Annotated in this window: 22 protein-coding genes; 21 read left to right on the forward strand and 1 reads right to left on the reverse strand. The window is 34.7% G+C overall.

What is annotated here, in order from left to right:
- Positions 1–13: 13 nt before the first annotated feature.
- The 14 genes from E1750_RS13775 (at position 14) to E1750_RS13840 (ending at position 13,532) form a co-directional block, all read left to right on the forward strand.
- Entirely contained in the window at positions 14–1,060 is a 1,047-nt protein-coding gene (locus tag E1750_RS13775) for a GNAT family N-acetyltransferase (RefSeq protein WP_133277340.1), read from the forward strand.
- Position 1,061: 1 nt separating this feature from the next.
- Positions 1,062–2,018 (forward strand): polysaccharide deacetylase family protein, encoded by a 957-nt coding sequence (locus tag E1750_RS13780; protein ID WP_133277341.1) that lies wholly within the window; start codon positions 1,062–1,064, stop codon positions 2,016–2,018.
- Complete coding sequence (locus tag E1750_RS13785; protein ID WP_133277342.1) at positions 2,015–3,151, forward strand: hypothetical protein; 1,137 nt, start codon at positions 2,015–2,017, stop codon at positions 3,149–3,151. The genes E1750_RS13780 and E1750_RS13785 overlap by 4 nt, the downstream gene beginning before the upstream one ends.
- A 36-nt stretch (positions 3,152–3,187) precedes the next feature.
- Positions 3,188–4,339: a glycosyltransferase family 4 protein gene (locus tag E1750_RS13790; RefSeq protein WP_227873897.1), complete on the forward strand. Its 1,152-nt coding sequence runs from the start codon at positions 3,188–3,190 to the stop codon at positions 4,337–4,339.
- Complete coding sequence (locus E1750_RS13795; RefSeq protein WP_133277344.1) at positions 4,332–4,934, forward strand: sugar transferase; 603 nt, start codon at positions 4,332–4,334, stop codon at positions 4,932–4,934. The genes E1750_RS13790 and E1750_RS13795 overlap by 8 nt, the downstream gene beginning before the upstream one ends.
- A gap of 2 nt (positions 4,935–4,936) precedes the next feature.
- Entirely contained in the window at positions 4,937–5,938 is a 1,002-nt protein-coding gene (locus E1750_RS13800; RefSeq protein ID WP_133277345.1) for a ketoacyl-ACP synthase III, read from the forward strand.
- A gap of 12 nt (positions 5,939–5,950) precedes the next feature.
- Positions 5,951–6,181 (forward strand): acyl carrier protein, encoded by a 231-nt coding sequence (locus E1750_RS13805; RefSeq protein ID WP_133277346.1) that lies wholly within the window; start codon positions 5,951–5,953, stop codon positions 6,179–6,181.
- Positions 6,182–6,206: 25 nt separating this feature from the next.
- Positions 6,207–6,935, forward strand: coding sequence for an SDR family NAD(P)-dependent oxidoreductase (locus tag E1750_RS13810; protein ID WP_133277347.1), 729 nt, complete (start codon positions 6,207–6,209; stop codon positions 6,933–6,935).
- A 44-nt stretch (positions 6,936–6,979) separates the two neighbouring features.
- Entirely contained in the window at positions 6,980–7,591 is a 612-nt protein-coding gene (locus E1750_RS13815; RefSeq protein WP_133277348.1) for an acetyltransferase, read from the forward strand.
- Positions 7,584–8,723, forward strand: coding sequence for a DegT/DnrJ/EryC1/StrS family aminotransferase (locus tag E1750_RS13820; RefSeq protein WP_133277349.1), 1,140 nt, complete (start codon positions 7,584–7,586; stop codon positions 8,721–8,723). The genes E1750_RS13815 and E1750_RS13820 overlap by 8 nt, the downstream gene beginning before the upstream one ends.
- A 20-nt stretch (positions 8,724–8,743) precedes the next feature.
- Positions 8,744–9,292 (forward strand): dTDP-4-dehydrorhamnose 3,5-epimerase, encoded by a 549-nt coding sequence (gene rfbC / locus E1750_RS13825; protein WP_133277350.1) that lies wholly within the window; start codon positions 8,744–8,746, stop codon positions 9,290–9,292.
- Between the two features lie 88 nt (positions 9,293–9,380).
- Entirely contained in the window at positions 9,381–10,244 is an 864-nt protein-coding gene (rfbD, locus tag E1750_RS13830) for a dTDP-4-dehydrorhamnose reductase (RefSeq protein ID WP_133277351.1), read from the forward strand.
- Between the two features lie 115 nt (positions 10,245–10,359).
- Positions 10,360–11,229 carry a glucose-1-phosphate thymidylyltransferase RfbA gene (rfbA, locus tag E1750_RS13835; RefSeq protein ID WP_133277352.1) on the forward strand — a complete coding sequence of 290 codons (870 nt, stop codon included), beginning with the start codon at positions 10,360–10,362 and terminating at the stop codon, positions 11,227–11,229.
- A gap of 356 nt (positions 11,230–11,585) precedes the next feature.
- Positions 11,586–13,532 carry a polysaccharide biosynthesis protein gene (locus E1750_RS13840; RefSeq protein WP_133277353.1) on the forward strand — a complete coding sequence of 649 codons (1,947 nt, stop codon included), beginning with the start codon at positions 11,586–11,588 and terminating at the stop codon, positions 13,530–13,532.
- Positions 13,533–13,650: 118 nt separating this feature from the next.
- On the opposite strand, the gene E1750_RS13845 is transcribed toward E1750_RS13840, so the two are convergent.
- Complete coding sequence (locus tag E1750_RS13845; protein ID WP_133278154.1) at positions 13,651–14,388, reverse strand: tyrosine-protein phosphatase; 738 nt, start codon at positions 14,386–14,388, stop codon at positions 13,651–13,653.
- 516 nt (positions 14,389–14,904) lie between these two features.
- Between E1750_RS13845 and E1750_RS13850 the strand changes: the two genes are divergently transcribed.
- The 7 genes from E1750_RS13850 (at position 14,905) to E1750_RS13880 (ending at position 21,006) form a co-directional block, all read left to right on the forward strand.
- A complete protein-coding gene (locus tag E1750_RS13850; RefSeq protein ID WP_133277354.1) occupies positions 14,905–16,122 on the forward strand; it encodes an ATP-binding protein in 1,218 nt (405 codons plus the stop codon).
- A 245-nt stretch (positions 16,123–16,367) separates the two neighbouring features.
- On the forward strand, positions 16,368–17,237 hold the full coding sequence (locus E1750_RS13855) for an ABC transporter permease (RefSeq protein WP_133277355.1): 870 nt from the start codon (positions 16,368–16,370) through the stop codon (positions 17,235–17,237).
- Positions 17,238–17,738: 501 nt separating this feature from the next.
- Positions 17,739–18,929 (forward strand): ATP-binding protein, encoded by a 1,191-nt coding sequence (locus E1750_RS13860; RefSeq protein WP_133277356.1) that lies wholly within the window; start codon positions 17,739–17,741, stop codon positions 18,927–18,929.
- A 414-nt stretch (positions 18,930–19,343) separates the two neighbouring features.
- Positions 19,344–19,679, forward strand: a complete 336-nt coding sequence (locus tag E1750_RS13865) for a nucleotidyltransferase family protein (RefSeq protein WP_133277357.1) — start codon at positions 19,344–19,346, stop codon at positions 19,677–19,679.
- Positions 19,680–19,716: 37 nt separating this feature from the next.
- Positions 19,717–20,100 (forward strand): hypothetical protein, encoded by a 384-nt coding sequence (locus E1750_RS13870; RefSeq protein WP_133277358.1) that lies wholly within the window; start codon positions 19,717–19,719, stop codon positions 20,098–20,100.
- Between the two features lie 229 nt (positions 20,101–20,329).
- Complete coding sequence (locus E1750_RS13875; RefSeq protein ID WP_133277359.1) at positions 20,330–20,632, forward strand: DUF4160 domain-containing protein; 303 nt, start codon at positions 20,330–20,332, stop codon at positions 20,630–20,632.
- A 92-nt stretch (positions 20,633–20,724) separates the two neighbouring features.
- The gene (locus E1750_RS13880; protein ID WP_133277360.1) at positions 20,725–21,006 is read left to right on the forward strand and encodes a DUF2442 domain-containing protein; all 282 of its coding nucleotides are present in this window, start codon (positions 20,725–20,727) and stop codon (positions 21,004–21,006) included.
- Positions 21,007–21,265: the final 259 nt, after the last annotated feature.

Below are 21,265 nucleotides of genomic sequence, written 5' to 3' on the forward strand. Positions count from 1 at the left end.
AAAACAAAATTGTATGCAAAATTTTAAAATATATCCTATAAATGAAAGTTCATTGGAGATGTATAAAAAATGTTTTGATGAAAATGGAAGCTCAAAAAAGACAGAAAATATAAGATGGCAATTTTTGCAAAGCACAAAATCAAATTCATTAGTTGAAATCGCTTTTGACGAAGATAAAAGCAAAGTTGCTGCTATTTATGCTATTTCAAGTGTGAAGATGCAAATAGATGGAAATTCCTTGGTGGGAAGCCAATCTTTGGATACAATTACTGATGTTGATTATCGAGGGCTTGGTTTATTTATTACAATGGCAAAAAGTGTGTATGAAAAAGCGGATAATGATAAGGTTGCTTTAGTTTACGGTTTCCCGAATGGGAATTCTATTAAAGGTTTTAAAAAATGGTTAGGTTGGGAAATTTTGGATCCTGTTCCATTTCTTATTAAGCCCTTAAAATCTAAATATTTCACTAATAAAATTAAAGCATTACAATTTTTTCCTAATGTAAATTTATCATATAGTAGTTATAAATCGAATAAGAAATTTAGTGTTATCGAGAAACATATTTTTTCAGAAGAGGTGAATGTTATTTGGAAAAAGTTCTCAAATAAAATTAAAGTTGCCGTTGAAAGAGATAAAAAATATTTAGATTGGCGTTATATTCAGAAGCCAAACGAGAATTATAAAATTGCGCATTGCTATCGTATAGACAATAAATATTTAGGATTTATTGTTTACACTGTCAAAGAAAAGCACAATGGGAGAATTGGGTACATAATGGAATTGATGTATGATCTAGAAGAGCCTACAGCAGGAAAGACGCTTTTAGACTATGCAATTTATAACATAAAGAAAGAAAAGGCAGATTGCATTTTGAGTTGGTGCTTGGAGCATTCGCCTAATTATCCAGTTTTCAAAAGGTCTTTTTTTATTGATTTGCCAGAAAAATATAGACCAATAGAACTTCATTTTGGAGTAAGAGCTTTTACAGACAAAATAAAGTCAATTGTTAGCAACAGAGAAAACTGGTATTTAAGTTATTCAGATTCTGATACAGTATAAAATGGAAAATGGAAAATTTATAATTTCACTCGATTTTGAATTGCATTGGGGCGCAGCGGAAAAGTGGGATTTAAAACTCAAAAAGGGTTATTTTGACACCACTCGCGAAAGTATTCCTAAAGTATTATTGTTATTTGAAAAGTACAATATTCACGCAACTTGGGCAACGGTTGGATTTCTTTTTGCAAAAAACAAAAAACAATTACTAGAATTTTGTCCAGTAGTTCGGCCTACGTATCAAAATGGATTATTATCCTATTACTCCCTAATTGAAAACGATGAAGTAGGTGAAAATGAAATAGACGACCCCTATCATTACGCGCCATCATTGATTGCATTAATTTTAAAAACACCAAATCAGGAGGTGGGAACCCATACTTTTTCTCATTATTATTGCAATGAAAAAGGTCAAAATAAACATCAGTTCGAAGCTGATTTGATTGCGGCTCAATGTTTAGCAAAGGAAAATTTTAATATAGAATTAAAATCATTAGTATTTCCCCGAAATCAATTTAACGCAGATTATATCGATGTCGCCAAAAGGAATGGGATAAAAGTTGTTCGTACAAATCCAGATGTTTGGTTTTGGAAAAGCACAGCAGATATAATGAGTTTGGCTAGAGGATTAGATACACTTATACAAATAAGTAAAAAATTGGTTTTTAGTGTTCCACATCAAATCCATGATGATTTTTTATTATTGCCTGCAAGCAGGTTTTTTCGGCCATATAGAGAAAAAGAAAAATTAATACAAAGATTAAAAATTCAAAGAATTATAAACGAAATGACTTTTGCAGCAAAGCACAACAAAGCATATCACTTGTGGTGGCACCCTCATAATTTTGGATATTTTCTAGATGATAATATGTTCTATTTAGAAATTATATTAAACCATTACCAAAAGTTAAACGCTAAATATGGATTTGTTTCTTCTTCGATGAGTGGACTCTATTTATGAAAATCAACCTAATTAATATTTTCCTGTTTACAGGAATAGCGCTTTATAATTTTTTAATTACCAAAACTTACTATCAAAGACATAAAAACTCACAAAAGATTTTAGTTACTTTGCTTTTTTTAGTTCATTTTGGTGCGATGTATGTGGCTTACGATAGCCCTTTGGTTGACCCTCTTGTTTTTTATAAAACAGCCTTAACTGCTGAATCATGGATTTCCCTTTTTGGATTGGGAAGCACATTTATGGCTTTTTTGATTTATCCATTAATAAAGGCAGGAGTTTCATTGTTTGTTTTGTTTTTCCTTTTCGCAAGCATAAGTTATCAAGCTTTCCTATGGTATTTTAATCAAATGGCGTCCTGTTACTCGAATACAGTCACTATTTATGGAATTCCTTTAGTGCAATTTTTTTTTTTATTGCCCTCTTTTCATTATTGGTCAAGTTTTCTGGGGAAAGATGCTTTAGTTTTTTTTATTTTAACTTATTTGCTATTTGAAATCAAGAACAGAATTAAACCAAATTTCTTGCAGATTTTAGTGCTATTTGTATTTCTACTTCTTAGACCACATTTTTGTTTTGTAGTTTTTATTGCGGGCTTTATTTACTATTTTACGGAAAACAATATAGGTTCAAAAATTAGAATTAAACTCCTATTGGGAGTACTTGCAATTATTAGTGTTCTAGTTGCAGTAGTAATGCAATTTTTAAATATTACAAATTTTAGTTCTAACACGCTACAGGCAAAATGGATTGGGCTCAGTGCCTATGCAACTCAAAGCTCAAGTGGCATCAATTTGATGGAATCCTCTTATCTCGATAGACTATGGTTACTAATGTTTAGACCACTATACTATGATGCCGTCACATTCTATCAGTATGTGATTTCTATCGAAAACAGTTTTGTTTTGCTTTTCTTTATTTTTGGAGTAATTTATATATTTTTAAAAGGAAAAGAAATTAGGATTACTGGGGATGTTAAATTTGCTTTGTTGACAGGTTCTCTGCTTTTTTTTATGATTGCTAGCTATATTTATAACTTAGGATTAGCAAGCCGAATGCGATTGTCTTTTTTGCCTTTATTTTTTTACGTCGTCCATCAATTGTTTTATTTACAGGAAACTCAACAAGAGTAATCTTTAAAGTAGACAAATATTAAAATGCCTTCCAAATTGAATAAAAAATTAGTTAGAATTACCACAGTTCCCATTTCTTTAGAAAAATTATTGGAAAATCAGTTGCGTTTTATGAGTCAATATTATGATGTCACTGCCATTTCTTCTGATAAGGAACGTTTAGAATATATCGGAAAACAACAAAAAGTGTCTGTTTATGCTGTTGAAATGACAAGGAAAATTACACCTCTCCAAGATCTTAAATCGGTGTGGAAGTTGTATAACTATTTCAGAAAAGAAAAACCTTTTATTGTGCATACCCATACACCAAAGGCAGGTACTGTTGGTATGATTGCTGCGAAATTAGCCGGTGTTCCTAATAGATTGCACACCATAGCGGGACTTCCTCTCATGGAAGCGACAGGTATGAAGCGCAAGTTACTGGATTTGGTTGAAAAAATCACTTATGGTGCAGCAACACATATTTATCCGAATTCAAGTGGGTTGAAAGAAATTATAATTCAAGAAAATTATTGTAAACCCCAAAAATTAACCGTTATCGGAAATGGAAGTTCGAATGGTATCAATACGAATTATTTTGACACGGATCATTTTTCATCCGAAATCAAAGAAGATTTAAAATTAAAATTGGGCATTTGCCCCAAGGATTTTGTGTTTATTTTTGTTGGTCGCTTAGTGGGAGATAAAGGGATTAATGAATTGGTAAAGTCTTTTACACAACTTAATTTAGAACGTATTAAATTGTTATTGGTCGGTTCCCAAGAATCTGACTTAGATCCATTGCAGGCAGAAACAATGCAACACATCAATTCGAATCCCAATATTATAGCGGTCGGGCATCAAAATGATGTGCGTCCGTATTTTGCTATCTCCGATGCGTTGGTATTTCCGAGTTATCGAGAAGGATTCCCTAATGTGGTCATGCAAGCAGGAGCTATGGGATTACCCTGTATTGTTTCGAATATTAATGGGTGCAATGAAATCATAAAAGATAAAGAGAACGGTTTAATTATTCCAACAAAAAATGCAGAAGTTATCACTAATGCGATGAGAATACTCTTTGAGGATGCTGGTTTGTATGTCGAATTAAAGAAAAAGGCCCGGTCTATGATTACGGAGCGATATGAGCAGGAAGTGGTTTGGAAGGCTTTATTAGCCGAATATCAAAAACTAGAACAGTATGTATAAATCTGTATTTAAGCCAATATTTGATTTTTGTTTGGCACTATTAGGACTATTCATTTTGAGTCCAATGTTAGTTCTGGTGACGGTTTTGTTGTATTTTGCCAATAATGGACTTCCTTTTTTTTGTCAGGTTCGGCCGGGTAAAAACGGAAGATTATTTAAAATCATCAAATTCAAAACTATGAATGATAAAAAGGATGCGATGGGGAATTTATTGTCTGATGGTCATCGATTGACAAAAATTGGTAAATTAGTCCGCAAAACCTCTTTAGATGAAGTACCTCAACTATTGAATGTAATCAAGGGAGATATGAGCCTCATAGGGCCAAGGCCATTATTGCCGGAATATTTGCCTTTATATGATTCATTGCAAGCAAGGCGGCACGAGGTAAAGCCCGGAATTACGGGTTGGGCACAAGTAAATGGAAGAAATGCCATTTCGTGGCAACAAAAATTTGAATATGACGTTTGGTATGTTGATAATATTAGTTTTTTGTTAGATTTAAAAATAGTACTTTTGACCGTTAAGAAAGTATTTATGAGTGAAGGAATTAATGGCATAGGACAAATTACAACAAAAGCTTTTAAAGGGAATTAATTATGGGGGTTGTTATAAAGGCGATAGAATATGTTTATCCTCAAAATAAAATCACAAATAATGACTTAGGAAAGTTGTTTGCGAATTATGATTTTTCAAGTTTTGAGAAAAAAGTAGGGGTTAAAAGCCGCTATTGGGTTCATAAAGAAACAGCATTTGATCTAGCAATTCTAGCTTGTAAAAGGCTTTTCTTGTCTTGCGATAAAGCGGATATTGATTATGTGTTATATTGTACTCAAAGTCCTGAATATTTCTTGCCAACGACCGCTTGTATTTTGCAAAACACACTCGGACTAAAAAAAGAAATAGGAGCATTAGATTTTAACTTGGGTTGTTCAGGATATACCTATGGGCTTAGTCTAGCAAAGGGATTGATTGATTCTGGACAAGCTAAAAATGTTTTGTTAGTTACTGCCGAAACCTATTCTAAATACCTTCATCCCAAAGATCGGTCAAATCGTGCAATATTTGGTGATGCTGCAACAGCTTCCTTAATTTCTTGCGATGAATTTGATGGAGTTGGTCAATTTCATTTTGGCACAGATGGGTCAGGGTATGATAAACTGATTGTTAAAAACGGTTGCAGCAGATTTCCTTTTGATTCGGAAGCTCCCGAAATTGGTTATGGTACAGATAATATTTATACCGATAATCATTTGTATATGAACGGTCCTGATGTTTTCAATTTTACCAATGAAGTTATCCCTGATTTTACTAAAGAAATACTTTTAAAAAACAATGTTCAGATTGAGGACATCAATCAGTTTGTATTTCATCAAGCCAATGCGTTTATGCTAAATTTTATCCGTAAAAGGTTAAATATCCCAAGTGAAAAATTTTTCATTGACCTTGAAGATGGTGGGAATACAGTTTCTTGTACTATACCCATTGCTTTAAAGAAATATAGTCAAACCTTAACTGAATCTGAAAAAATAATAGTCGTTGGTTTTGGAGTAGGTTTGTCGTGGTCCGGAGGATTAATAAAAATAAATTGTAAATTATAAATTTGAATAGAAATGACAAAACAAGAATTTTTGTTGCGGTTACAAGAAGAGTTAGAATTGGATGAAACGTTAGATGGAGGTACCAATTTGAAAGATTTGGAGGATTGGGATTCTATGTGTGCTATGGTGTTAATTGGATTTGTTTCAAATGAATTTGAGGTAAATCTTAAGCCAGATGATCTTAAAGAAATGACTTCCGTTGACTCTTTGATGCAAAGAATTGGATTGGAAAAATTTGATTAAGTACGGTTTTAAAAATAAATAGGTAGTGAATTTTATCTTAACAGGTGCCACATCAGGAATTGGTTTTGAAACTTTACAACAGTTAGTTAAAAATAAGCATAATGTCATTGCCATAGGGAGAGATTTCTCAAAAATAAGCTCCTTTATTCGGGACAATAAAAATCAAATACGTGAATATGTGTTTGATTTTGATAAGGTTAAGGAAATTGAAAGATTATTTTTGGCTTTTGAATTAAATAGTGAAAAATTTGATGGTTTAATTCATTGTGCTGGAGTCGAAGAAACAATGCCATTGACTTTATGTACTCCGGATAAAATGCAGCAAATTTATGATGTAAATGTTCTAGCCGGTATTGAATTACTGCGTATTTTTACCAAGAAGAAATACAGTAATGATGGTGCCAGTATCGTTTTCTTATCTTCGGTCATGGGTGTTTTAGGACAGCCGGGTAAAATAGGGTATTGTTCTACAAAAGCTGCAGTATTGGGTATGGTTAAGGCGAGTGCATTGGAGTTTGCAAAAAGAAAAATTAGAGTTAATGCAGTTTTACCTGGTGTAGTGAATACACCTATGACTAAAAAATTGTTTGCCAATATTGAGGAAAGTAAAATAAAACAAATTGTAGAAATGCATCCATTGGGGTTAGGAGAAGTTACAGATGTTGTTCCTATTATTCTTTTTCTACTTTCTCCAGATTCAAAATGGATTACAGGACAAAATTTTGTTGTCGATGGAGGTTACTCTGTACAGTAAAAAATTAAGTAAATTGACAACAGAAGCTTTTAAAGGGAATTAATATGTATTTATTTGGAGCTGGTGGGCATTGCAAAGTGGTAATTGATATTATTCTAGCATCTAAAGTTCATAAGATTGAAAGTGTTATAGATCATAATCCGAAATCCGATTGTATTTTTGATATACCTATCGTGAACTTTAATCAGTTCACGAATGATGATGGTCAGTATTTTATTGTTTCGATTGGTGACAACAAAAAACGTAAAAGAGTAGTTGAACTTATAAAGGCTGTTTTTGTAAATGCGATACATCCATCCGCAATTATTTCTAGATTTGCAAAGGTTTCTGAAGGGACAGTAGTAATGGCTGGAGCCATAATTAATGCGAATACAATTGTTGGGAAGCACTGTATTATCAATACAGGAGCAATTATAGATCACGATTGCATTATTGAAGATTTTGTTCATGTTTCGCCCAATGTTTCAGTGGCTGGAAATGTAACCATTGGGGAAGGGGCGCATTTGGGGATAGGAGTAACTGTTATCCAGGGAATAACAATTGGCAAATGGGCAGTTCTTGGAGCTGGAGCGGTAATTATAGAGAATGTGCCAGACTATGCCGTAGTGGTGGGTGTGCCCGGTAAAATTATAAAATTTAGTAACAAAAATGAATAAACCAAAAATATGGCTTTCCTCGCCGCATATGGGTGGAGGTGAACAAAAATTTATACAAGAAGCATTTGATACCAATTGGATTGCGCCACTTGGCGCTAATGTGAATGGGCTAGAAAACGATTTGGAAAATTATCTAGGCGAAGATAAATTTGTTGGTGCCTTAAGTTCGGGAACCGCCGCGGTTCATCTTGGTCTTATTTTATTAGGAGTTGAAGCAGGTGATGAGGTCATTTGTCAAAGTTTGACTTTTTCGGCTTCGGCCAATCCAATTCTCTATCTTGGAGCCACGCCCGTATTTGTGGATAGTGAATACGATACTTGGAATATATGCCCACAATCTTTAGAAAAAGCAATTCAGGACAGGATTGCTAAAGGGAAAAAGCCAAAAGTAATCGTTGCGGTTCATTTGTATGGAGTTCCTTATAAAATAGAAGAAATTAGAGCTGTAGCGGATCGGTATGAAATTCCAATTTTGGAAGACAGTGCAGAGGCGATTGGTAGCAGTTATAAGGGGCAAAAGTGCGGGACCTTTGGCGAAATTGGTATTTTGTCCTTTAATGGGAATAAGGTGATAACCACCTCAGGTGGAGGCGCTATTATTACCAAGACCAAAGAAGTAAAAGAAAAAGCCTTATTTTTTGCCACTCAATCCCGAGATAATGCAGTGCATTATCAACACAGTGAAATAGGCTATAATTACCGTTTGAGTAATATTTGTGCAGGAATAGGAAGAGGACAGATGGAAGTACTGGATGCACGTGTGCAGGCTCGTAGGATGATGCACGATTTCTATGTTGATTTATTCAAAGAAGTTGCAGGAGTTACTGTTTTTACAGCTCCCAATAACGATTATTTTGCTAATTATTGGTTGAGTGCTGTTTTGATCGATCCCCAATTGACTAAAGGCATTGATCGAGAATCAGTGCGCTTGGTTTTTGAAGTGGAAAATATAGAATGTCGTCCTATTTGGAAACCTATGCATTTGCAACCCATTTTTGAAAAATACCCTTTTTATGGTACTACTGTGGCGGCTACTTTGTTTGAAAACGGCTTGTGTTTGCCCTCGGGTTCCAATCTGACTGATGAAGACAGAGCACGAATCAGTGAAGTAGTAAAGAAAATTTTTAAGTAAAATAGTTTGTTTTTTAAACAATGAAATTAGAACCCACCTTTATAAATGATTTAGTTGTCCTGAATCCAGCTGTTTTTGAGGATGAAAGAGGCTATTTCTTTGAAGCGTATAACAAGAGTAAATTTCTTGATTTAGGTATTGCTATTGATTTTGTGCAGGACAATCAATCTTTTTCTAAACGAGGCACCTTGAGAGGCTTGCATTATCAAAATCCCCCTTATGCGCAGACTAAATTGATTCGCGTGTTGCAAGGGGAAATTATGGATGTAGCGGTCGATTTGAGAAAGGATTCCCCGACTTATGGACAACAATTCGGAATTGTACTGTCGGCTGAGAACAAAAAACAGCTTTTGGTTCCGCATGGTTTTGCCCATGGCTTTTCGGTTTTGAGTGAAACGGCTGTGGTGCTGTATAAATGCGACCAATTTTACAACAAGGAAAGCGAAGGCGGTATTCGTTTTGACGATCCCACATTAAATATCGATTGGGGAATGGATTTAGCGGCAGCTATTGTTTCAGAGAAAGACCTGATTTTGCCTCATTTTGAAAATTGTAATTCCCAATTTTAATGAAACACCCCCGACCATGCTTCTTGACACCATCGGATATGATTATGGGTGTTCCATCTGACCTTTAAAAAAACAATAAAATAAACAGATGAAAAAAATACTTGTAACGGGAGCCAATGGACAATTGGGTTCTGAAATCAAAGTCTTGGCTATTGCTTATCCCAATTTCGATTTTGTTTTTACCGATATTGAAGATTTTCCTTTGGATCAAGAAGAGGTAATCATTTCGAATTTCAAACAAATTGAGCCTGATATTGTAATCAATTGTGCTGCTTATACCGCCGTAGATAAAGCGGAAACCGATTCGATTACTGCCGATACCATTAATCATTTGGCTATTGCCACTTTGGCCAGTTTATGCGCAGATTCAGGAGCGAAACTCGTTCATATTTCAACTGATTATGTGTTTGATGGTAGTTCTCCTATCGCTTATACCGAAGAAGATCAACCCAACCCGAAAAGCGTTTATGGGGTTACCAAATTAGCTGGAGAAATGGCTTGTTTGAAAAATTGTCCCGAGAGTATAATAATCAGAACTGCTTGGGTTTATTCGGAATTTGGAAATAATTTTGTCAAAACGATGTTGCGGTTAATGACCGAACGAGATAGTTTGGGAGTAGTCAACGACCAAGTGGGTTCACCGACTTATGCGGCCGATTTGGCTCAGGTAATTTTGACCATTTTGGACAGCTCAAAGTGGGAAACCGGAATTTACCATTATTCGAATGCAGGGGAAATCAGTTGGTTTCAATTTGCGCAAGACATCAAGGAGATTGGACGTAAAACTTGTGACATCAAAGGCATTCCCGCGTCGAGTTATCCGACTCCAGCCGAAAGACCCGCTTATTCGTTATTGGACAAATCGAAGATTAGAGCGGTTTACGGAATTGAACCGATTGATTATAAAGTTAGTCTTCAGATTATGATGGGGAAGTTGTTGAAAAATCAATAGCAGTTACAATAGCAATAACAATTACGATACAATGCTTAAATGTTTAATCGGTTAATTGGTTAACTGAAAACTGAAAACTGAAAACCGAAACTGAGAACCGAAAACCTATAACACTATGAAAGGAATTATTTTAGCCGGAGGATCCGGTACCCGTTTGCATCCTTTGACTTTGGCGATGAGCAAGCAGATGATGCCCGTATATGACAAACCTATGATCTATTATCCCCTGTCGACTTTGATGATGGCGGGGATTCATGAAATATTAATTATTTCGACCCCGCACGATTTGCCTAATTTTGAAAAGTTATTAGGCGATGGTTCGGCTATCGGTTGTCAGTTTAGTTATGCTGAGCAGGCTATTCCCAATGGTTTGGCGCAAGCTTTTGTTATTGGTGCCGATTTTATTGGTTCCGATAGTGTCGCTTTGGTTTTAGGAGACAATATTTTCTTTGGTGCCAATATGGGAGAATTGTTGCAATCGAATACCAATCCAAGCGGAGGTGTTGTTTTTGCCTACCATGTTTCTGATCCTGAGCGTTATGGTGTGGTTGAATTTGACGAAAACAATAAGGCGCTGTCTATTGAAGAAAAACCTTTAGAACCTAAATCGAATTTTGCCGTTCCCGGCTTGTATTTTTATGATAATTCGGTAGTGGAAATTGCCAAAAACATTCAGCCTAGTGCAAGAGGGGAATATGAAATCACCGATGTGAACAAGGTATATCTAGAGCAAGGCGCTTTGAAAGTGGGTATACTGAATAGAGGTACCGCTTGGTTGGATACGGGAACTTTCAATAGTTTGATGCAGGCCGGGCAATTTGTTCAGGTTATAGAAGAGCGTCAAGGTTTAAAAATCGGATGTATCGAAGAAATTGCTTGGCGGCAAGGTTTTATTAGCTCCGAACAGCTGCGATTATTGGCGGCACCCTTAGTTAAATCAGGTTATGGCGACTATTTGCTGCAGCTTTTAAAATATAAAAAATAAGAATTGAATCCCGTAGCAGCGGGATTTTTTGTTTTTTAAAGCGTCTCTATTGCTGCCTAAATTAAGTGAAAAACTATTGCTGCGAAATTTGAGCTGTTATTTGTACTAAAAGCACCACAATTGATCTTGGTTCGTGTCGTTTGTCAGGGTTTTTATCTTTTTATCTTTTTATCGTATATCTTATCTTTTTTATTGCTATTTTTGTTTTTTTTAACATATTGTTTTGTTTGCAAGTTAAGTTTGATAATAATTTAAAGGATTAATTATTTAGCGTTGGTTTTTAATTTTACTTTGTAAGGTTATCACTAGATTTTTAAAAATACACCAAGAAATGAATACTAAATACTTTGTTTAAGATGGGAAAAAATAGTACGAAGAGTTATTTTTCGCGGGACAATATAAGATTCAATATTCATAATTTAAGCTATTTGCCGAGATGGATTATCATCTTAATTGATTTTTCTGTTTTGGTTCTTTCCTTCTTTTTTACTTATTTGATTTTTGACGGTACGGGACTCGATTATATTGTGACCAAGCGTTATGGTGTGTTTGTCGGCTTTCTGATGGGAGTCAATTTGTTTTTCTTTTGGTTATTCAGAACCTATGCTGGGATTATCAGACATTCATCCTACATTGACGCTGTAAAACTCTTATTTTCACAGACCGCAGTCTTGGTTTTTTTCTTGTTTTTTAATTTTTTGTTTGAGTTGTACTTTCAGCAAAAAGCATTTTTAAATACTGCCTTTTTTATCAATATCGTTCTTTCGTTTTGTGGATTGTTTTTGTATAGGGTAGTAGTTAAGCAAACATTTGAACTTTATTTTGTTGAAAAAAATAACACTAAATTAATTAAGACGATAATTTATGGTACGGATGCTAATGCAATATCCATTGCAAATGCCTTAAAATTTGAAAGTCCCTCTCGGTTTAAAATTATTGGTTTCGTAGACAAAAATAATCAGAATGCTTCCAAGCGTATGTTGGATTTGCCTATTTTAGTTTTACGAAAAAAACTTCCTTCATTGATGCGATCTGTCGGTGCCGAAGGGGTTGTAATTGCGGATAAAAGTTTATCCAAAGAAGAACAAGTCGCTTTGATTGATCAATGTATTGAATACAATCTTAAGGTGTTTTCTGTCCCAACAATCTTAGACTGGGAAGATCAGAAGGAGATTTCTCAAAAAGTAAAAAACATTCAAATTGAAGATTTACTCGAACGAGAACCCATCGTATTGGATACTGTTTCCATTTGTGATCAATTGAAAGGTAAAACGGTTCTGATTACGGGTGCTGCAGGATCTATTGGGAGCGAGATCGTACGGCAAATATTAGGCTTTGAGCCCAAAAAAGTAATTATTTTGGATCAGGCTGAGACCCCTCTGCATCACGTAGGGCTCGAGGTGGAGACCATCAAGGGGAGTGTGGATATTCACTCTATTATTGCCGATATCCGTGATAGAGCAGCTTTAGAAAGAGTGTTTAAATTATATAAACCCAACATGGTTTATCACGCTGCTGCTTACAAACATGTGCCGTTGATGGAAGAGAATCCCTCGCAAGCTATTTTGACCAACGTCAATGGTACTAAAAATTTAGCGGATTTATCTTGTGAATATGGGGTGCATAAATTTGTTATGATTTCGACTGATAAAGCGGTTAACCCCAGTAACGTAATGGGAGCGAGTAAGCGCATAGCCGAAAAGTATGTGCAATCCCTTCACCTGAAATATAAGAGTGATCATGATATCTATTCCACAAAATTTATAACTACCCGATTTGGGAATGTATTAGGGTCTAACGGATCGGTTGTTCCTTTGTTTTCGAAACAAATTGCCGAAGGAGGCCCCTTAACGATCACCCATCCTGATATTATTCGTTATTTTATGACCATTCCTGAGGCTTGTCAATTGGTTTTGGAAGCGGGTGCAATGGGCAATGGGGGTGAGATTTATATTTTTGATATGGGTAAGCCGGTCAAAATTATTGATTTGGCTCGCAAGATGATTAAGTTGGCTGGTTATATTCCCGATCGCGATATCAAAATTAAGATTGTCGGTTTACGACCTGGCGAAAAATTATACGAAGAATTGCTCAATGATACTTCGAAAACTTTGCCCACGTATCACGAAAAAATCATGATAGCTCAGGAAATTCAAGAGGAATTCTTGGATTTGCATACTAATATCCAAGAGCTTATCGGAATAGCTGCTTTCTTTGACAATGATGATATCGTCGCCAAAATGAAAAAGATAGTGCCAGAGTTTATCAGTATGAATTCTAGTTTTCAGGTATTGGATAAATAGAAGGATGTTGGGAGCTGGAAGCTAGAAGAATGGAGGAGGAAATTCCAAAAAAAAGCAAATTCCAAAAATAAATTCCAAATTCCAAATTTCAAAGTGTGCTTTGGGATTTGGAATTTTTTTATAGTCTGAAAAACTGATTGTTTTCGATGGTTTCTTGTAGGGGCGTAGGGTCTTTTAATTTAATTTTTTGGTTGAAAGCCGCAATATGTTTTAGGTGATGCACATCTGAACCCACATAAGTATACATTCCGTTTTGTAGCAATTTTTCCGCAATTTTAGCGATGCCTTCACCATAATAGCCCACGACCGATAGCAAGTTCAGTTGCAATAGACAACCCGCGTTCCTCAATTTTTGGTACTCATCGATATTGTTGTGGTAAAACACATATCGCTCCGGATGAGCTAAAACGGGAATATAGCCTGCCACCTGCAAATCAAATAGAATAGAATACAATTGGATGGGTGGGTTGATGTAGGACATTTCTACTAGGACATAGTTGTCTTTGAGGGTCAATAGGGGCTCCGATTGAAAGAGCTTGACAAAATTATCGTCCATCATATATTCTGCCGCGGCCCGAAAGGGAATCGAAATGCTGTTTTGCTGCAATTCGATACGGGTGCTCCTTGCTGTCTCTTGGATGATTTCCGAAGTGTTTTCCCAAAAATGGTGCATTACGTGCGGCGTAGTGATGCATTGCGAAGTTCCGAATCCCTGAAGTGCTGTGATTAAGTTGATACTGTCCTGAATTGTTTTGGCACCATCGTCGATTCCGGGTAAAAGATGCGAATGAATGTCAATGTAATTCTGAGGAATTAAATCCTTTAAAAGCGGTTTTGATTTGAATAGTGATAACATGCTGCAAAGATACGAAAAATGTTGACGGTTATCGGTTGACCAAGGCATTCGCGTTTAAAATTTTCACACACGAATTGCACGAATTAGCACAAATTGTATTACTATTTTAAATTAAATTCTACGAATTTTAGTTGATTTTAAGAATTCGTGTAATCAAAACAGATCGAAATCTGTGTCAATTTGTGAAATCTGTGTCAATTTTTTTTAAAAGCGAATGACCTGTCGGTTGACTGTTTTCGGTTTTCAGTTATTTAAATCCGACTTCTGCATTTTATAATCCGTTTTTTGCAATCTGCAATCTTCAGTTTGTTTTTTGCAATTTACTTCTGAAATCTTTCGGTACTGTTTCTATAATCTGCTTTCTGAGATTTGTTCTTAGAGCGCCCTTTTTGAATAGTGCTTTGAAACAAAAAGTTTAAAAGTATGCTTTAAACTTTTTGTTTATTGTATTAAAATTTTAATTATGTTTAAAATTTTGTGTATATTTGTGATAACTTTAAAACGTAATAATATCAAATGTCCTATACGATTCCTCTTTCTATTGTAAAAAGAGAAGACTACCTCGAGAGGGTACTTCCTTTTATTGGTAAGAATTTGATCAAGGTTTTTACGGGTCAACGCCGTGTGGGCAAAAGCTATTTGTTGTTTCAGATTATGAATTATTTATTGGAGCAAGATAGTCAAGTGGCAATAGTTTACATTAACAAGGAAGATATTGCTTTCTCGGCAATAAAAACGGCTCAGGATTTGCACGATTATGTTATGTTGCAAAAATCTAATACGACCAAAACTTATGTTTTCATTGATGAAATTCAGGATATTGAGCATTTTGAAACGGCATTGCGTTCCTTGTTGCTTCAAGAGGATTTAGATTTGTATATTACCGGTAGTAATGCTAAATTATTATCGGGAGATATTGCTGGCTATCTAAGCGGACGTGCAATCGAAATCGTGGTTTATAGTTTATCATATCCCGAGTTTTTGGTTTTTCATTCTTTACAAGATGGAGACAAAACACTAGAAATGTATATCAAATACGGAGGGCTTCCCTATTTAAAAAATCTAGTATTAGAGGAAGCTATTGTTTTTGAATATTTAAAAAACATATACAACAGCATTGTGTATCGGGACATTATCAATCGGTTTTCCATTCGGACTGTTTCGTTTTTGGAACAATTGGTTTTGTTTTTGGCAAGCAACATTGGGAGCCTTTTTTCGGCTAAAAAAATCAGTGATTTTTTGAAATCCCAGCGTATCAATATGGCTTCCAATCAGGTGCAAACTTACAGTGACTATTTGGTCAATGCTTTTTTGGTTCATAGGGTCAGTCGTTACGATTTAATAGGAAAAAGAATTTTTGAAACGGGCGAAAAATATTATTTTGAGAATTTAGGTATTCGAAATGCTTTGTGGGGTTATCGACTGGAAGATCGGGGTAAAATTATGGAAAATGTAGTTTACAATCATTTGTTATTCCGAGGTTATCAGGTTCAGGTGGGCACTTTAGGTGCTTTAGAAATAGATTTTGTTGCTCAGCGTACGGGCGAAAAAGTATATCTGCAAGTGGCATTATCTACAAATGAATCCCAAACGATGGAACGTGAATTTGGTAATTTAAAAAAGATTAATGATAATTTTCCTAAAATGGTTGTAACCCTTGATGCCTTTCAGGGCAATACCAATGAAGGGATTTTGGCTATAGATTTGAGAAGCTTTCTTTTGAGTTTTAAATAAAAGGGATGTTCGCCATCTGGATCGGTTAATTGGTTAATCGGTTAACTGTTTAATTGTGGAGGTTTGTTTTTTATCGGTTATCCGTTGCTTACAATCGGTTTTCTGCCATCTGCCATAATCTATAGAAATTCCAAACTTCTAGTCAATAAATTATTATATTTGCTTTCGAACGCTGAGAAGGTTTGGAGGTTTTGTTCCGGCTAGGATTCTCAGGTTCGTTCGATAGACCGTATTTAACTATTTCCATGAACACTACAGAAAACTCAGACAATGATTGGTTGTTTGAAATTACACCCAAGAATAAATTCTTTTCGCTCAATCTCAAAGAAGTTTGGCAATACCGCGATTTGCTGATGCTATTCGTCAAAAGAGATGTAGTGACGGTGTACAAGCAAACGGTTTTAGGTCCGCTCTGGTATTTAATTCAACCTTTGTTTACCTCGGTGACTTTTACGATTATTTTTAATACCGTGGCGGGAATAAAAACAGGCACTATTCCTCCTTTTTTATTCAATTTGGCCGGGATTATGGTTTGGAATTATTTCACGGCCTGTTTAAGTGGCACTTCCGATACATTCAAGGCAAATGCGAGTATTTTTGGCAAAGTGTATTTTCCCAGAATCATCACGCCTTTATCTGTAGTCATCTCCAATTTAATCAAATTGGGCATCCAATTTTTAATTTTCGTTGCTTTTTACCTTTACTTTTATGTCAAAGGAGCGGCTTTGAGTTTGAATGTTTTCGTCTTGTTTTTTCCATTTTTAGTTGTTTTGATGGGCATACTCGGATTGGGTTTAGGGATGCTGATTTCTTCTATGGTTACTAAATATAGGGATTTGAGTTATTTGATTAGTTTTGGTGTACAATTGCTCATGTACCTTTCGGCGGTGATGTATCCTATGGCATTGATTGGACAAAAAATGCCTGATTACGCTTGGTTGGTGCAGTACAACCCCTTGGCTTATATTATAGAAACAACTCGGTACATTCTCTTAGGAGTTGGAACCGTTTCGGTTTGGGGTTTGGTTTATACCGTTTGTATTACGGCTATTATTTTCTTTGCGGGTTTATTGGTTTTTAATAAGACTGAGAAAAGTTTTATTGATACGGTGTAGTTTTAGTGATCAGTGTTCAGTTTCGAGTGATCAGTTGTTCATTGGTTTAATCGCTTAATGGTTTAATCGGTTAATTGAAAATTGCAATTTCCATGGCAAACCTTAAACCTTAAACCTTTTAAACAACTTCTAACCTTTAACTTCCCCCTTTACATATTCAGTTTGCTATCGTCCAGTTTGTTAAAAATACTGTGCCTAATAGTTTTTATGAAATCGCCATTAACTAGAAGTTTGCGTAAGCAAACACCCATGAATAAAAAAGGCGATACCATATGTGACCGCTGAAAAATCAAAATTTACACATATGAAATCGCCATTAACAAAAAGTTTGCGCAAGCAAACACTAATAAATAAAAAGCGATAACATATATGACCGATGACAAATAAACTTTTACACATATGAAATAAAACTAAATAAAGTGTCAATGTATTGATAAAAAACACTAAAAAAAACGTCATTCGATTGATGTTTTTTAGTATTTTTGCCAAAAAAAACGGGAGATGCAAAGATTATACAGTCAATTTTATGAGAAGTATGCCTTGGTACAGACGAGCCAAGTCAGGAATTTTATTAATACCATTGATTGGGACAACCGATTTATTGGTATTAAAGGCAGCAGAGGAGTGGGAAAAACGACACTTTTGTTGCAATACATCCGATTGAATTTTAAACCTGACAAAAGCGTTTTGTACATCAGCTTGGATAATTTATATTTTCTTGAAAACAATTTCTATGATTTGGTAGATGATTTTTATAAAAAAGGTGGACAGTTTATAGCTATTGACGAAGTGCATAAATATGCCAATTGGGCATTAGAAATTAAAAATATATATGACAACATGCCTAATTTAAAGCTTGTTTTCACGGGTTCTTCCTTGTTGCATATTCATCAAGCCAAAGCCGATTTAAGCAGGAGAGTGGTAGTATATGATATGCCGGGCTTGTCATTCAGGGAGTTTTTGCAATTTGAAACCAACATCAATTTTAATTGTTATTCGCTGCACGAAATTGTTGAAAACCATGTTGGCATAAGCATCGAAATCACACAAAAAGTAAAGCCTTTGCAGCATTTTTCCAATTATTTGAATTACGGATATTATCCTTTTTATCTGGACAACAAAAGAGCATTTCATCAAAAATTAAGCGAAGTTATACTTACGGTCTTGGAAATCGATATCCCACAATATGCCCTTATTCAAACGGCCAATATCGTGATGTTGAAGAAGTTATTGGCTGTGATAAGCAATGCTGTTCCTTTTAAGCCTAATATGAATTCAATTAGTGAGCGAACGGGTATTAGCCTTAACACCATGAAAAATTATTTAAAACTTTTGAATGAGGCGCAACTTCTCAATTTATTGTATGTCGAAGATAAAGGAATCAATAGTTTGGGCAAACCAGAAAAGATTTATTTAAACAATTCTAATTTGATGTATAATCTGGGAAAAGAAGCGGATATAGGCTCTATTAGGGAAACCTTCTTTTTCAATCAGCTCCAGCAAGTAAGTAGCGTACATGCTGAACAACAAGTTGATTTTAAAGTGAAAGAAGGCTACATGTTTGAGTTGGGCGGCAGGAATAAAAAACCGCATCAAATACTAAATAAGGAAGCCACATTTCTGGTAAAAGATGATATCGAGATAGGAACCGATTTAAATATTCCCTTGTGGTTGTTTGGTTTTTTGTATTGACTGGGTTTAAAAGTTTAATCGCTTAAATGAAAAAAGCAATGACAATGGCAATGTGAAAATGGTTTAATCGGTTAATTGCTTAATCGCTTAGGCGAAAACAGCAATTTCAATGTGAAAATGGTTTAATCGGTTAACTGCTTAATCGGTTAATTGACAATACCAATGGCAATTTCAATTTGAAAAAGTTTAATCGGTTAACTGTTTAATCGGTTAATTGAAAACGGAATTTCAATGTTTACAGAAAACCTGAAACTTTAAACCTGAAACCCTAAACTCGCAACATAATTAATGGTTTAAAAAAAACGGTGCGTTCGCGGCTTTGTTGTAAAAAATTGTAACTTTGTATGAATAGCAGTAAGATGCATTATCTTGGATACCTCTATTTGTGTTTTCTTTTTGAGGTGAAAAATAAATTTGAAAAATAGTAAAATCATGAGAATCGCGACTGCACAAAAAAAATTTATCTATGAGTATTGGGAAGAAAAAGAGCCCTCTAGTCAAGTATTTTTATTTGGGTCTAGAGCAGATGATTTAAAAAAAGGGGGAGATATTGATATATTGGTTTTGTCGGATAAAAAAATACCTCATAAGGACTTATTTAAAATGAAACAGTTATTTTTTTCTAAATTTGGTCCACAAAAAATGGACGTAGTTAGTATGACCAAGAAGGATGAAAGCATGTTTAAAAAACATATTTTGAGTTACGCAAAATTATTAAGTTATGAAGGAGTTATTCCAATTAGCCTTTAGAGAATCTTTTGAATCTTTTAGCATTGCAATGTAAGGGTTGGCTAAGTCTTTTGCACATTGTAAGGCCATAGGTGTCAAAGAAAATTATGATTTTGCAGAAACCGAAGCCTACGATGCCTTGATTATAAAATTAACTAGAAATTCAGATGTTTTCTTCCAACAAATAGTAAAAGGATATTTTAAGCTAAAAGGAGAGGATCATTTGTTTTTTATTGACAGACTTAATTTGTTAGAAAAAATAGGTGTGATCGACAGCGCCGATGCCTTAATGGAGTTAAAAAGTTTTAGAAATCAAGCTGTACATGAATATTCGGCAGTTGCCTTTCAGGAATTGTATGAAGAAGCCGTGCAATTGACTCCTTTTTTTCAAAAAACCGTTTCCGATTTCACTAATTATTTAAAAAGGGAAGGTGCTCTTTAGTCGGAGTTTGTAATCAATCAGCTATTCCGTAGCCGTAAAAATGGAGGATAACAATCATTGAAATTGGCTTAAAAGTTTAATCGGTTAATCGCTTAACTGAAAACAGCAATTTCCATGGCAAACCTTAAACCTTTAAAACAACTTCCAATCTCGTAACCTGAAAAACCCAAAGCTTTGAATAACAACTTAATATAATAGTGATTATCTTTGCTAGATAAATGATTCAGCTATGCCGAAACTGTACGAATATTTAGGAATAATTTTGTTTTTTTATTCTAACGAACATGTGCCAATTCATGTACATGCTAAAAAAGGGGAATTTGAAAGTAAAGCAACATTTTGCATAGAAAATGGAGTAATAACAGAAATCAAAATCATAAACGTTAAAGGAAGAAAGCCATTAGCAAACAAAGAATTAAAGGATTTTGAAGCATTTTTAGCAGTTTATTCAGAAAAAATAGTCGAAAAATGGATTGCTTATTTTGTATATCATAAGGAAATCGAATTTGAAAAAATAACAAAAAAACTATGATCAGATGAAACGCCCACGATAATCATCATTGACACACAGAAAAATGGTTATAGGCGTTCCATCTTCCAATAAAAAACAAATATTATATACAGATGAAAATTACGGTTAGCAATACAGATTATAATCTAGATAAACCTTTATCAATAATTAAGGCTAAAAATCTTGGCAATTATCATATTTTAATTGAGTTTAATAATGGTGTAGAAAAATTTGTTGATTTCGCGGATTTTTTATCAAAATCACAACACCAGTCCATAAAAAAATATTTAAACGAAACTCTTTTTGGTACATTTAAAATTATAGACGGTAATCTCAACTGGAATGATTATGATATGATTTTCCCAATAGCCGATTTATATGATGGAAAAATTTAACTGAAAATACTAATTTCATTAGCAATGTGAAAAGGTTTATAGGTTTAATCGCTTAGCCGAAAACAGCAATTTCAATATGAACAGAAAACCTTAAACTTTAAACCTTAAACTTTAAACTTTAAAACCTTTAAACTGTCACCCTGAGCTCGTCGAAGTGGCAACTTCTAACTTCCATCTTCCCACTTCCCTCCTTAATTTACCTTCATTGCCTCGATGGTTTAAAAAAACTTCCTGCCCTAGCGCCTTTGTGACAAAAAAA

It is taken from the genome of Flavobacterium nackdongense (assembly GCF_004355225.1).
Classification (GTDB): Bacteria; Bacteroidota; Bacteroidia; order Flavobacteriales; family Flavobacteriaceae; genus Flavobacterium; species Flavobacterium nackdongense.

Excerpts from the sequence above, each read along its gene's own strand:
- rfbD (WP_133277351.1), top strand. The coding sequence starts at position 9,381 with ATGAAAAAAATACTTGTAACGGGAGCCAATGGACAATTGGGTTCTGAA.
- E1750_RS13775 (WP_133277340.1), top strand. The coding sequence starts at position 14 with ATGCAAAATTTTAAAATATATCCTATAAATGAAAGTTCATTGGAGATG.
- rfbC (WP_133277350.1), top strand. The coding sequence starts at position 8,744 with ATGAAATTAGAACCCACCTTTATAAATGATTTAGTTGTCCTGAATCCA.
- rfbA (WP_133277352.1), top strand. The coding sequence starts at position 10,360 with ATGAAAGGAATTATTTTAGCCGGAGGATCCGGTACCCGTTTGCATCCT.
- E1750_RS13845 (WP_133278154.1), bottom strand. The coding sequence starts at position 14,388 with ATGTTATCACTATTCAAATCAAAACCGCTTTTAAAGGATTTAATTCCT.
- E1750_RS13860 (WP_133277356.1), top strand. The coding sequence starts at position 17,739 with ATGCAAAGATTATACAGTCAATTTTATGAGAAGTATGCCTTGGTACAG.
- E1750_RS13880 (WP_133277360.1), top strand. The coding sequence starts at position 20,725 with ATGAAAATTACGGTTAGCAATACAGATTATAATCTAGATAAACCTTTA.
- E1750_RS13820 (WP_133277349.1), top strand. The coding sequence starts at position 7,584 with ATGAATAAACCAAAAATATGGCTTTCCTCGCCGCATATGGGTGGAGGT.
- E1750_RS13780 (WP_133277341.1), top strand. The coding sequence starts at position 1,062 with ATGGAAAATGGAAAATTTATAATTTCACTCGATTTTGAATTGCATTGG.
- E1750_RS13850 (WP_133277354.1), top strand. The coding sequence starts at position 14,905 with ATGTCCTATACGATTCCTCTTTCTATTGTAAAAAGAGAAGACTACCTC.
- E1750_RS13805 (WP_133277346.1), top strand. The coding sequence starts at position 5,951 with ATGACAAAACAAGAATTTTTGTTGCGGTTACAAGAAGAGTTAGAATTG.
- E1750_RS13795 (WP_133277344.1), top strand. The coding sequence starts at position 4,332 with ATGTATAAATCTGTATTTAAGCCAATATTTGATTTTTGTTTGGCACTA.
- E1750_RS13800 (WP_133277345.1), top strand. The coding sequence starts at position 4,937 with ATGGGGGTTGTTATAAAGGCGATAGAATATGTTTATCCTCAAAATAAA.
- E1750_RS13785 (WP_133277342.1), top strand. The coding sequence starts at position 2,015 with ATGAAAATCAACCTAATTAATATTTTCCTGTTTACAGGAATAGCGCTT.
- E1750_RS13855 (WP_133277355.1), top strand. The coding sequence starts at position 16,368 with ATGAACACTACAGAAAACTCAGACAATGATTGGTTGTTTGAAATTACA.
- E1750_RS13815 (WP_133277348.1), top strand. The coding sequence starts at position 6,980 with ATGTATTTATTTGGAGCTGGTGGGCATTGCAAAGTGGTAATTGATATT.
- E1750_RS13840 (WP_133277353.1), top strand. The coding sequence starts at position 11,586 with ATGGGAAAAAATAGTACGAAGAGTTATTTTTCGCGGGACAATATAAGA.
- E1750_RS13875 (WP_133277359.1), top strand. The coding sequence starts at position 20,330 with ATGCCGAAACTGTACGAATATTTAGGAATAATTTTGTTTTTTTATTCT.